At 70.9% G+C, this 12,003-nt stretch carries 13 protein-coding genes; 12 read left to right on the plus strand and 1 reads right to left on the minus strand.

Annotated elements, in window-relative coordinates; all coding sequences use genetic code 11:
- Window positions 1-7: 7 nt before the first annotated feature.
- The gene (locus CEK66_RS10680; protein WP_043092009.1) at window positions 8-520 is read right to left on the minus strand and encodes a cytochrome b/b6 domain-containing protein; all 513 of its coding nucleotides are present in this window, start codon (window positions 518-520) and stop codon (window positions 8-10) included.
- 275 nt (window positions 521-795) lie between these two features.
- On the opposite strand from CEK66_RS10680, the gene CEK66_RS10685 reads away from it, so the two are divergent.
- The 12 genes from CEK66_RS10685 (at window position 796) to CEK66_RS10740 (ending at window position 11,994) form a co-directional block, all read left to right on the plus strand.
- Window positions 796-1,212, plus strand: a complete 417-nt coding sequence (locus CEK66_RS10685) for an FdtA/QdtA family cupin domain-containing protein (protein ID WP_017909879.1) — start codon at window positions 796-798, stop codon at window positions 1,210-1,212.
- Between the two features lie 4 nt (window positions 1,213-1,216).
- The gene (locus tag CEK66_RS10690; protein WP_043092010.1) at window positions 1,217-1,882 is read left to right on the plus strand and encodes an acetyltransferase; all 666 of its coding nucleotides are present in this window, start codon (window positions 1,217-1,219) and stop codon (window positions 1,880-1,882) included.
- Between the two features lie 5 nt (window positions 1,883-1,887).
- Complete coding sequence (locus CEK66_RS10695; RefSeq protein WP_152236897.1) at window positions 1,888-2,847, plus strand: hypothetical protein; 960 nt, start codon at window positions 1,888-1,890, stop codon at window positions 2,845-2,847.
- The gene (locus CEK66_RS10700; RefSeq protein ID WP_152236898.1) at window positions 2,834-3,769 is read left to right on the plus strand and encodes a GNAT family N-acetyltransferase; all 936 of its coding nucleotides are present in this window, start codon (window positions 2,834-2,836) and stop codon (window positions 3,767-3,769) included. Before CEK66_RS10695 ends, CEK66_RS10700 begins: the two co-directional genes overlap by 14 nt.
- Window positions 3,766-4,896, plus strand: a complete 1,131-nt coding sequence (locus tag CEK66_RS10705) for a DegT/DnrJ/EryC1/StrS family aminotransferase (RefSeq protein WP_152236899.1) — start codon at window positions 3,766-3,768, stop codon at window positions 4,894-4,896. Before CEK66_RS10700 ends, CEK66_RS10705 begins: the two co-directional genes overlap by 4 nt.
- The gene (locus tag CEK66_RS10710) at window positions 4,893-6,146 is read left to right on the plus strand and encodes an O-antigen translocase (RefSeq protein ID WP_152236900.1); all 1,254 of its coding nucleotides are present in this window, start codon (window positions 4,893-4,895) and stop codon (window positions 6,144-6,146) included. The genes CEK66_RS10705 and CEK66_RS10710 overlap by 4 nt, the downstream gene beginning before the upstream one ends.
- The gene (locus CEK66_RS10715) at window positions 6,146-7,087 is read left to right on the plus strand and encodes a glycosyltransferase (protein WP_152236901.1); all 942 of its coding nucleotides are present in this window, start codon (window positions 6,146-6,148) and stop codon (window positions 7,085-7,087) included. The genes CEK66_RS10710 and CEK66_RS10715 overlap by 1 nt, the downstream gene beginning before the upstream one ends.
- Window positions 7,084-8,250: a hypothetical protein gene (locus tag CEK66_RS10720; RefSeq protein WP_152236902.1), complete on the plus strand. Its 1,167-nt coding sequence runs from the start codon at window positions 7,084-7,086 to the stop codon at window positions 8,248-8,250. Before CEK66_RS10715 ends, CEK66_RS10720 begins: the two co-directional genes overlap by 4 nt.
- 11 nt (window positions 8,251-8,261) lie before the next feature.
- Complete coding sequence (locus CEK66_RS10725) at window positions 8,262-9,110, plus strand: Wzz/FepE/Etk N-terminal domain-containing protein (RefSeq protein WP_152236903.1); 849 nt, start codon at window positions 8,262-8,264, stop codon at window positions 9,108-9,110.
- Window positions 9,111-9,218: 108 nt separating this feature from the next.
- Window positions 9,219-10,067, plus strand: a complete 849-nt coding sequence (locus CEK66_RS10730; RefSeq protein ID WP_152236904.1) for a class I SAM-dependent methyltransferase — start codon at window positions 9,219-9,221, stop codon at window positions 10,065-10,067.
- Window positions 10,068-10,069: 2 nt separating this feature from the next.
- Complete coding sequence (locus CEK66_RS10735) at window positions 10,070-11,302, plus strand: amidohydrolase family protein (protein ID WP_152236905.1); 1,233 nt, start codon at window positions 10,070-10,072, stop codon at window positions 11,300-11,302.
- Window positions 11,299-11,994, plus strand: a complete 696-nt coding sequence (locus CEK66_RS10740) for a methyltransferase domain-containing protein (protein ID WP_152236906.1) — start codon at window positions 11,299-11,301, stop codon at window positions 11,992-11,994. Before CEK66_RS10735 ends, CEK66_RS10740 begins: the two co-directional genes overlap by 4 nt.
- Window positions 11,995-12,003: the final 9 nt, after the last annotated feature.

Genomic DNA, 12,003 nt, shown 5'->3' on the forward strand with positions numbered 1-12,003 from the left:
ACGCGGCTCAGCGGCGGCGCAGGAACGGCAGCATCCGTTGCAGCACCGCGTCGCGGCGGACGAGGTGGTGCCACAGCGCCGCGCCGATGTGCAGCAGGATCAGGCCGAGCAGCAGCCAGGCCGCGTCCACGTGCCAGGCGCCCAGGGTGTCGGCGAGATCGGGATCGGGCGCGACCAGCTCCGGCAGCGTCGCGCCGAACAGATGCACCGGCTTGCCCATCGATTGGCTCAGCGCCCAGCCCAGCACCGGCAGGGTCAGCAGCAGCGCGTACATCACCACGTGGGTGGCGCCGGCCAGCAGGCGCATCAGCGCCGAACCGGCCTCCGGGTCGTGGCGCTTGCCCAGGCGCATCCGCAGCACGACGCGCAGGCAGAACAGGCCGAGCACGAACAGACCGAAGTGGCGATGGCCTTCCAGCAGCCACTGCCGCCACATGCGGCCTTCGACCTCTTCGCGCAGCAGGATCAGCCCCGCCGCCAGCACCAGGCACAGCACGGTGAGCCAGTGCAGCCACACCATCGGCCGCGGCAACGCGGCCGATGCGGCAGCGGGGGACACAGGTGGTTTCGGAGCGGCCGGCGTGGGCGAGGTCATGGCGGTACGCGGTGTCCTTGGGGCAACGAAGTGGGCGCAGCCCGATGCCGGCGGGGCATCGCGGCAGCGGTGTTCGTCGATGGGTGCCGGTGCTGCGGCGAAAGGTTGCGTCGCGCGGCGCGTCGGCCTCGCGCAACCTTTCCGCAGACCGGCGGCACTCAGCCTGGACACTCCGATGTGGAGCCCGGTCGGGCACTCTGATGGCAATCGAACGAATCCAGTTGCGGACGCACGGCGATGCGCGCGGGCAGCTCGTGGCGCTGGAACAACAGCGCGACGTGCCTTTCGACATCCGCCGCGTGTACTACCTGTTCGCCACCCGCAACGGCGTGCACCGCGGCCAGCACGCGCACCGCCATCTCAACCAGTTGGCGGTGGCGCTGCACGGTTCGGTGTCGTTCCTGCTCGACGACGGCAGTGGACCGATGCAGGTGGTGCTGGACGATCCGCGGCAGGGCCTGCTGCTCGGCAGCATGGTCTGGCGCGATCTCTACGACTTCAGCGAGGACTGCGTGCTGATGGTGCTCGCCGACCAGGCCTACGATCCCACCGACTACATCTTCGACTACGACGAGTTCCTGCGCGAAGCCGCGGGCCTGCGCCGCCAGGAGGCCTGAAGCCATGGCACGTCCCCTGGTCATCGTCGGCGCCGGCGAACTGGCGCAGATCGCCTGCGAGTACTTCACCCACGACAGCGACTACGCCGTGCTGGCCTTCAGCGTGGAGCGCGACTACCTGTCCACGCCGACCCTGGCCGGCCTGCCGGTGGTGGCCTACGAGGAACTCGAGCAACGCTATCCGCCGTCGCAGGTGGAGGTGTTCGTGGCGATTCCCGCCAGCGGCCTCAACCGGTTGCGCACGCGCTTCTACCTGGACGCCAAGCGCCGCGGCTACCGCATGGCCAGCTACGTCAGTTCGCAGGCCTTCGTCTGGCGCAACGTGGAACTGGGCGAGCACTGCTTCGTGTTCGAGCACAACGTGCTGCAGCCGTTCACCCGCATCGGCGCCAACTGCATCCTGTGGAGCGGCAACCACGTCGGCCACCGCACGGTGATCCATGACCACGTGTTCGTGGCCTCGCATGCGGTGATTTCCGGCTACTGCGAGATCGGCGCGGGTAGCTTCGTCGGGGTCAACGCCACGCTGAGCGACCGGGTCAAGGTGGCCGCCGACAACGTGATCGGCGCCGGCGCGCTGCTGACCCGCGACACCGAGCCGGGACGCGTCTACGTCGGTGCGCCAGCGCGGGCGGTGGCCGGCAAGTCCAGCTTCGACGTGGACCTGTGAGGCACATGTTCGCCTGGCACAAACGCGGTCTTGTCTTCGACACCGCACGCGATGGCGTCGGCGGCTGGATGCGGCATTCGGCGCTGACGCCCACGCCGCTGCGCCTGGATGCCGAGCGTCTGCGCATCTACGCCGGCTTTCGCGACGACGCCGGGGTCAGCCGCATCGGCTACGTCGACGTGCGCGCCGACGATCCGACCCGGGTGCTGGGCGTCAGCGCAGCCCCCGTACTGGACATCGGCCGCGACGGCTGTTTCGACGACAACGGCATGATCCTCGGCGACGTGGTGCACGGGCCGGACGGTCTCTACATGTTCTACGTCGGCTTCCAGCAGGTGGCGAAGGCCAAGTTCCTGGCCTTCACCGGCCTGGCGGTGTCCACCGACGGCGGCGACACGTTCCAGCGCCGCCAGGACACGCCGCTGCTGGACCGCGCGCCGGGCCGCAGCACCATCGCCGCGGTGCATTCGGCGCGCTATCGCGCTGGCCGCTGGCAGCTCTGGTACGCGGTGGGCGACGACTGGGAATGGCTCGGCGGCACGCCGTATCCGCGCTACCACATCCGCTGCGTGGAGACCGACGATCTGCAGGCGATCCCGCGGCAGGACACCGTGTGCCTGCAACCGCAAGGCGACGAATACCGTATCGGCCGCCCGCGGGTGTACCGGCACGATGGCCGCTATCTGATGTGTTTCACCCACGGCAGCCGCGCTGGCGCCTATCTGCCGGGCATGGCAATCAGCGACGACGGCCGCCACTGGCAGCGCTGCGACGCGGCGCTGGGCCTGCCGCTGTCGGCCGATGGCTGGGATGCGCGCACGCTGTGCTATCCGGCACTGATCCGCCATGATGAGCGGCTGTTGCTGTTCTACAACGGCAACGACATGGGCCGCGACGGCTTCGGCGTGGCCGAGGCGGTGCTGCCCGCTGGCACCGTCTGGGAGGATGACGATGCTGTCGGTTAGGGCCTACACCGCGGCCGACGCACCGCTGTGGGATGCCGTGGTGGAGGCCTCGCGCAACGGCAATCTGCTGCACCGGCGCGGCTACATGGAGTATCACGCGGCGCGCTTCGTCGATGCCTCCTTGCTGGTCGAGGATGCCGGCACGCCGGTGGCGGTGTTCCCGGCCAACCGCGACGGCGACGTGGTGACCAGCCATGCCGGACTCAGCTATGCCGGTCTGCTGTCGACCCACGCGCTGCGCGCGACGGCGACGTTGGAGGCGTTCGAACGTATCGCGGCGTACTACCGCGCCGCCGGCATGCGCTCGCTGCTGTACAAGGCAGTGCCGCATCTGTTTCACCGTAGTCCGGCGGAGGAGGACCTGTACGCGCTGCATCGGCTGGGGGCGCGTCTCTACCGTCGCGACCTGTCCTCGGCGGTGCCGCTGCGTGCGCCGCCGCGCTTCGCCGCCGCGCGCAAGCGTTCGGTGGCCAAGGCGCGTCGCGCCGGGCTACGCGTGCAGCGCGTGGACGACCCGGCACCGCTGCATGCGCTGCTGGGCGAGGTCCTGCAACGCCACGACGCGCGTCCGACCCACAGCCTGGAGGAAATGCGCCTGCTGTGCGCGCGCTTCCCGGCGCAGATCGTGCCGTATGAAGTCCGCGACGGCGCGGAACTACTGGCCGGCACGCTGGTGTACGACTTCGGCCACGTCGTCCACACCCAATACCTGGCCTGCTCGGAGCAGGGCCGCCGCGCCGATGCGCTGAGCCTGCTGCTGGCCGAGCTGATCGAGCAGGTCTACGCCCAGCGCGACTTCCTCAGCCTGGGCATTTCCACCGAGCAGCAGGGCCAGGTGCTCAATACCGGCCTGGTCGAGCAAAAGGAGCGCTTCGGCGCGCGCGCGGTGGTTCACGATTTCTACCGTTGGGAGTTGCAATGAGCCTGCCGCCGGCCAGCGTGCCGTTCCTGGATCTGCGCGCCAGCAACGCGCGCTATGCCGACGAGCTCAAGGCCGCAGCGGCACGGGTGATCGATTCGGGCTGGTATGTGCTCGGCGAGGAGTTGGAGGCGTTCGAGCGCGAGTTCGCCGCCTACTGCGGCACCGCTCACGCCATCGGCGTCGGCAACGGCATGGACGCGCTGACCCTGATCCTGCGCGGCTACCGTGCGCTGGGCCGGCTGCACGAAGGCGACGAGGTGCTGGTGCCGGGCAACACCTTCATCGCCAGCTTCCTGGCGATCAGCGAGAACCGGCTGCGGCCGGTGCCGCTGGAGCCGGAGGCGGCCAGCTTCAATCTGGATCCGGCGCAGGTGGAGCGGGCAATCGGCCCGCGCACCAGGGCGATCCTGGCGGTGCACCTGTACGGGCAGCTGGCGGACATGGCCGCACTGCGTGCCATCGCCGAGCGCCATGGGTTGCTGCTGCTTGAGGACGCGGCGCAGGCGCACGGCGCGCGCCGCGACGGCCGCCATGCGGGCAGCTTCGGCGATGCCGCCGGCTTCAGCTTCTTCCCAGGCAAGAACCTGGGCGCGTTGGGCGACGGCGGCGCCGTGACCACCGACGACGCCGAACTTGCGGCGCAACTCCGCGTCCTGCGCAACTACGGCTCGGACATCAAGTACCGGCATCTCGTGCAAGGCGTGAACTCGCGCCTGGACGAGCTGCAGGCGGCGCTGTTGCGGGTCAAGCTGCGCCACCTGGACGCCGATATCGCCGCGCGCCGCGCGATCGCCCAGCGCTATCTCGACGGCATCGCGCATCCGCAGATCGCCGTGCCGCAGGTGGCCGACCCGGCCGCGCATGCCTGGCACCTGTTCGTGGTGCGCTGCGCGCAGCGCGACGCGCTGCAACGGCATCTGCAGGCCCAGGGCGTGCACTGCCTGGTGCACTACCCGACGCCGCCGCATCGGCAGCCGGCCTATCCGGAACTGGCCGCCCTGCAGTTGCCGCTGTGCGAGCGCTTGGGTGCCGAGGTGTTGAGCCTGCCGATCGGCCCGACCCTGGACGCTGCGGCCGTGGCGCAGGTGATCGATGCCTGCCAGCGTTTCGGGGATGTGGCGGCATGAATGTGCTGCGCAGCGGCGTGTACAGCGGCGTGGCCACCGCGGCCAAGCTGCTGTCCGCGTTGCTGGTGCTGAAGCTGGTGGCGGTGTACGCCGGCCCGGCCGGGGTCGCCCGGCTCGGCCAGTTCACCAGCCTGATGTCGCTGCTGGCGGTGGTGGCCGGCGGCGGCATCGGCGCCGGCGTGGTCAAGTACGTGGCCGAGTACCGCGACGATGCGCCGGCACTGGCCCGACTGCTCGGTAGCGCACTCGGCTACGCCTGCGTCGCCGCGGTCGCGATGGGCGTGGCCGCGCTGCTGTGCAGCCGCCTGATCGCCGAGCGCCTGCTCGGCGATACGCAGTACCAGCCGCTGATCTGCGTGCTGGCGGTGGCGCAGCTCGGCATCGCGCTGGCCAACTACATCCTGGCGGTGGTCAACGGTTTCATGGACGTGCGCCGGCTGGCCTTCGTCCAGGTGGCCGGCGCGGTGCTGAGCGTGCTGCTGGTGGCCGCGCTGGCGCACGGCATGGGCCTGTCCGGGGCGCTGCTGGGCCTGGTGCTGGGGCAGGTGGCCTGGCTGTGCGCCGGGGTGCCGGCGCTGCGACGCAGCCCGTATTTCCGCCGCGAGATGCTGCGCATCCGTTTCGATCCGGCGATGGTGCGGCGACTGGCCGGCTTCTCGGTCATGACCCTGGCCTCCGCGCTGCTGCCGCTGCTGGTCAACATCGGCGTGCGCGATCATCTGGCCGGCCAGTTCGGCTGGCAGCAGGTCGGTTACTGGCAGGCGGTGAGCCGCGTGTCCGATGCCTATCTGCTGTTCTTCACCACCGCCATCAACGTCTACTACCTGCCAAAGCTGGCGGCGCTGCATACGCGGCAGGCGCTGTGGCAGGAACTGCGCGGTGCCTACCGCTACGTGCTGCCGGCGGTGCTCCTCGCCGCAGCGGCGGTGTACCTGTGCCGCGACTGGATCACCCGGCTGCTGTTCTCCGCCGATTTCGCCGCCGCGTTGCCGCTGTACGCGCCGCAGCTGCTCGGCGACGTGCTCAAGATCGCCTCCTTCGTGCTGTCCTACCTGATGCTGGCCAAGGCGATGACGCGGCTGTTCGTGCTCTCCGAATGCCTGTTCGCCGCCAGCTACCTCGGCCTGGTGGTGCTGTTCACCGCGCGCATGGGCCTGATTGGCGCGGTCTACGCGTTCGCCTGCAACTATGCGCTGTACCTGGTGTTCAACATGCTGGTGGCGCGCCGCTACCTGCGAGGACTGGGCTGATGGACGCAACGTATACCCCGACGCCGCTGCCGCTGGTGTCGGTGCTGATTCCGGCCTACAACCACGCGCGCTTCGTGCAGCGCTGCTTGGACAGCGTGCTGGAAGACCCGTACCCGAACAAGGAACTGGTGATCGTCGACGACGGCTCCAGCGACGGCACCGCCGAGCGCATCGCCGAATGGATCGCGCAGCACGGCGACAGATTGCACGTGCGCTTCTGGCCGCGCGAGAACCTCGGCATCGCCGCCACGCTCAACCACCTGGTGGCGATGGCGCGCGGCGAGTTCCTGCGCCTGGGGGCCAGCGACGACTATCTGCTGCCTGGCGGGCTGGGCGTACAGGTGGCCTACCTGGGCGCGCATCCGCACAAGGCCGCGGTGATCGGCGACGCCATCGTGGTCGACAGCCAGGGCCGCACCGTGCACCAGAGCAGCATGCGCGACCTGCACGGCGTGGACAAACGCCTGTACCTGAGCGAGGCCGGCATCCGCCGCGCGGTGATCCGGCACTGGGCGGTGAGCGGGGCGGTGGCGCTGGTACGGCGCAGCGCGCTGCAGCCGGGCGCCGAATGGGACGAGGGCCTGCGCATCGAGGACTGGGACTTCTTCCTGCGCCTGGTCGCGCGCGACGCGCTGGGTTTCCTGGACGTGGCGGTCTGCGCCTACCGCGTGCACGACCACAACGCCAGCCGCACCCGGCATCTGCCCAGCCGCCTGGCCAACCTGGCCGAGTCGCGGCAGGTGGCCTTGCGCCGCGCACGCTTGTTCGACCCGGCCTGCCGCACCCTGCTGCACGCGCAGGCACACTACATCGCCGCCAAGATCGCGTTCCTGCGGCGCAGCCCGCTGACGCTGGGCGGGCATCTGCTGGCGCATGCGTGGCTGTCGCTGTTGGCGCGGCTGCGCCAGGGCGGCCAGTCGGCATTGATCGAGCGCGCATGAGCCGGCTGCTGCGCCTGCCGTCGGCGTACTTCGGCCTGCCGCTGCTGCTGAGCTGCGCGCTGACCCTGCTCACCTTCGACCTGCCGCCCGGATATCTCGCCGGCATCGCATTGCTGGCCGCCGTGGCGCTGGCGACGCTGGGCCTGGATGCGCTGCTCGGCATCCGCCTGCCGCCGCTGATGGCGTTCCGGTCGCGCGAGTACGCCGGCACGCGCGAGGCCTTCGTCGCGCTCGGCCTGGCCGCCGCGGTGGGGCTGTTCTGCCTGCTGGACCTGCTGCTGTTCCCGATCCCGTTGCTGCACAACCCCTCCGCCTACGCCGACCTGGGCCCGCTGCAGGCGCACGTGCGGCATGTGTCGAACATGTGCTGGATCCTGCCGCCGATCGGCCTGCTGTGCGTGCGCGAGCGCAGCGTGCGCAATGCGCTGCTGCTGGCCGGCTTCGCCTTCCCGGTGCTGGTGATCGACCGCAACCGCCTGTTCGCGGCAGTGTTCAGCGTCGGCCTGTTGCTCTTGCTGCGCCGCCACCCGACGCGGCCGCTGCCGTGGAAACGGGTACTGGCGCTGCTGTGCGCCGGCGCCGCCGCATTCTCGCTGTTGGGCACGCTGCGTTCCGGCTCGCTGGATTCGGTGGCGCTGCCGTTCGGCGCGCTGTACCGGGCCGCACCGCAGGGCATCAAGTGGCTGCTGCTGTACATCGGCGCCGGCCCGTACAACTTCGGCGCGCTGCTCAGCAAGGGCTACGCCAACGCCAGTTTCCTGATCAACCAACTGGTGCCGCTCAGCGGTTCCATCGCCACCGCCGGGACCGGCATCCCGCTGGATGCGCCGAACATCAATGTTGGCACCGAGTTCCTGCCGTTCCTGCTGGCCGGCGGTCCCGGCGCCGCGCTGGCGGCGATGCTGGCGCTGTACGCGGCGCTGCTGTGGAGCGTGCGTCTGCTCGGACGCGGCGTGGCGCTGTTCAACCTGCTGGTGTTCCTGCGCATCGCCTACGCCTGCGTGATGTCGCCGTTCGCGCCGCAGGCGTTCACCTGGACCAATGCCGGCTTCGTCGCGCTGTGCCTGCTGCTGCACGCCTGCAGCGCCTTGCTGCCGAACCGCCGCGAGTCCGCCGCGGACGCGGCCCTGCCTTCCGTTTCCCCGAGATCCCCGCTGCCATGACCGACACCGCCATGCCCCAAGACGAAATCTACCTGCTCGACCTGTGGCGGATCCTGCGGCGCGAATGGCGCTGGTGCCTGCTGCCGCTGCTGCTGGCATTGGCGCTGGCGGCGTTGTTCCTGCACGGTGCAACCCGCCAGTGGCAAGCGACCGCCTGGGTACAGGTCGGCGAATTCGGCCCGACCCCGGCCGGGCGCGACCCCAAGCTGGAGCCGTTCCAGCGGGTGATCGACCGGATCAAGACCCGGCAGTTCCAGGAACAGGTGCTGCACAGCGCCGGCGTGGCCCTGGACAGCCGCCAGGCCGCGCTGTACCGCGACAGCCTGAAGCTGGATCCCGACCCGTACGCCAACCTGATCCAGTTGACCCTGCGCGCGCAATCGCCGCAGCAGGCGCGACAACTGGCCACGGCCACCATCGCGCAGTTGCAGGCGCTGCACCGGCGCATTCAGGCCAGTCCGCTGCAGCAGGCCACCGCGCGGCTGCAGGAGCTGGCCGCGGACATCGCCGCCACCCAGGCCGAGCGCGACCGCCTGCTGCAGCAGCAACGCGAAGGCCGCGGCAGCGTCGAGCAGCAATTGCTCGGCAACATGCTGCTGTCGGAGAAGACCTCCACGCTGCGCGGCCTCAAGGCCGAACGCGAGGATCTGCTCGGCCGGCTCGGCACGCGCTACACCTACGACACCTCGGCGCCCTGGGAGACCTACGTGCCGCCGCGCGCGGCGTTTCCCAACCCGGTGCTGGTGCTGGCGGCGGCGCTGCTGGCCGGGCTCGGCGGCGGCGTACTGGCCGCGGTGGCGCGCGATGCGCTGCGCCGGCGGCAGGCGCGGCCGACAGGGGCGAGCGTCGCCGCCGCATAACAGCAGCTCGTCGATTCAACCAAACGGCGCTGCCGCCGCACCTACCTGCAGTACCGCGCGCTCGATACGCGCGGATTCCGACAAGGGCAGGGCAGTGGAGAGGTGCAGGTGACAGCGAATGGCAAGGCGGGTGCAACGGCGCACACGACCACTCTGGACCCGGTGCGGTTGCTGGACACGCAACGCGCCTTCGACAGCGTGGCCGCCGATTACGACGGCCCGCGCGGCAACAACGCGCTGATCCAGCGCATGCGCACCACCCTGTGGGACACGGTGGCGACGCAGTTGCCGGTCGGCTCGCGGCTGGTCGATCTGGGCTGCGGCACCGGCCTGGACGCGCACGCCTTCGCCCAGCGCGGCTACCGCGTGCTGGCCACCGACTGGTCGCCGCAGATGGTGGAGCGCACCCGCGCCCGCGCGCAGGATCCCAGTCTGCGCGGCCGACTCAGCGTGGCCCATGTCGGCATCCAGCAACTGGATCTGCTCGACGGCGAGTTCGACGGCATGTACTCCAACTTCGGCCCGCTCAACTGCGCGCCGGACCTGCCCGACGTCGCGCGCCACTGCGCACGGCTGCTGCGCCGCGACGGCCGCCTGGTGTTCTCGGTGATCGGTCGCCTGTGCCCGTGGGAGTTGGGCCACTACCTGCTGCGCGGCCGCCTGCGCCGTGCCGCCGTGCGCGCCGCACGTGGCGCCACCGCCGTGGGCATGAACGGGCACACGATCTGGACCTGGTACTACTTCCCACGCGAGTTCTACCGCGCGTTTTCGCCGCATTTCGCGCTGGAGTCGTACCGCGCGCTCAGCCTGTGCCTGCCGCCGCCGTACCTGGTCGACCACTACCAGCGCCATCCGCGCCTGGGCGAGGCGCTGGGCCGCTTCGACGACCGCATCGGCGGCTTGCCGCTGCTGCGCGACATGGGCGATCACTTCCTGATCGTGATGCGCAAGCGCTGAGCATGACCGCGTCTGCCGCCCCCATCGACCTCTGCCTGGAGGGTGCGCGCGTCGCGCACGCCTGTGGGGCGGTGCACGCGCCGCTGGCGCTGCGCGCCGGCCGGATCGCCGCGGCGGCCACGCCGGCCGCGCTGCGCATCGATCTGCACGGGCAGTTGGTGCTGCCCGGCTTGATCAACGCCCACGAGCATCTGCACGTCAATGCGGTGCCGCCGCTGCCGCAGGCTGCGCCGTTCGCCAACAGCTATGCCTGGATCGACGCCTTCGCCGCGCATTTCCGCACGCCGGCGGTGACCGCCGCGCTGGCCCTGCCCAAGTCGCTGCGGCTGCGCCATGGCGGGCTGAAGAACCTGCTGGCCGGGGTGACCTGCGTGGCCCACCACGATCCCTGGCATGCCGCGCTGGATGCGGCCGACTTCCCGGTGGCGCTGCTGCGCGAGTTCGGCTGGAGCTACACCTTGCACGGCCCCGACTACGGACCGCCGCTGGCACGGAGCTTCGCCGCGGCGTCCGCCGCCGGCTGGCCGTGGATGATCCACCTGGCCGAAGGTACCGACGCGGTGGCCGCCGGCGAACTCGCCGAGCTGGAGCGGCGCGGCTATCTGGCGGACAACACGGTGCTGATCCACGGCGTGGGCCTGGGCGCGGACGACGTCGCCCGCGTGCTCACGTGCGGCGCGGCGGTGGTGTGGTGCCCGAGCAGCAACCTGACCCTGCTCGGACGCACCCTCGATCCGCAGCGCCTGAGCGCGGCCGGGCGCCTGGCGCTGGGCAGCGATGCGCGGGTCAGCGGCGGCCGCGACCTGCTCGAGGATCTGCGCCTGGCTGCCACCCACGGCCTGGACGCGACCCAGGCACTGCGCCTGGCCACGACCGCCGCGGCCGACATCCTGCGCATGCCGGATCGCGGGCATCTGGCGCCGGGCGCACACGCCGATCTGCTGATCGTCGCCGACCGTGGCGGGGCGCCTGCCAACAGCCTGGTCGGGCTGCCGCGCAGCGCATTGCGCGCGGTGGTGCGCGACGGGCGGCCGCGGATCGCCGATCCAGATTTCGCCGCGTGGTTCGCTGCCGCCGGCGTGGACACGGTACCGGTGACGCTGGACGGGACCCCCAAGCTGCTCGCAGTGGAGCTGGCCGACCCGACGCTGCTCGCGCTGGAGCCGGGCCTGGAACTTCACGTTGCGCCACCGCGTTCACACACGACACAACTGTCGCAGGAATGCCCGGCATGAGCGCGATCCCGACCCTCGATCCGCTGGCCGCCTATGCGCTGTGGGCGGACAGCTACCCGGCGCAGGCGCACAACCCGGTGATGCAGGCCGAGCAGCGCGCCATGCTGGCCTTGCTGCCGTCGTCGTTGCGCGGCCAGCACGTGCTCGATGCCGGCTGCGGCAGCGGCCGCTACCTGCTGCATGCGCTGCAGCGTGGCGCCGGCCACGTCACCGGCGTGGACCTGTCGCCACAGATGCTGACGCGCGCCGCGCAGGAACTGGGCGACGTCGATACCGGCCGCTACACGCTGCGCGAAGGCCGCCTGGAGGCCTTGCCGCTGGCCGATGCCAGCGCCGACCTCAGCCTGTGCGCGCTGGCGCTGGGGCACCTGCCGCAGCTGCCGCCGGCCCTGGCGGAACTGCGCCGGGTCACCCGGCCCGGCGGTTGGGTGCTGTGCAGCGACGTGCACCCGATCGGCCCGGCGCTGGGCTGGCGCCGCGACTTCAAGGCCGGTGGCCAGCGCTACGCGGTGCGCCACACCCAGCACCTGTACAGCCACTGGCACGCCGCCTGCGCCGCGCTCGGTCTGGCCATCGACGCGGTCAGCGAACCGATGCTCGACCCGGCGGACATCCCCGCCGGCGCCCATTTCGATCCCGCTGCATTGCAGGTGCCGGTGGCCCTGGTGCTGCGCCTGCGGCGCCTGCCGTGACCCCCGTCC

The sequence above is a fragment of the Xanthomonas sp. LMG 12460 genome (assembly GCF_009192895.1).
Classification (GTDB): Bacteria; Pseudomonadota; Gammaproteobacteria; order Xanthomonadales; family Xanthomonadaceae; genus Xanthomonas_A; species Xanthomonas_A sontii.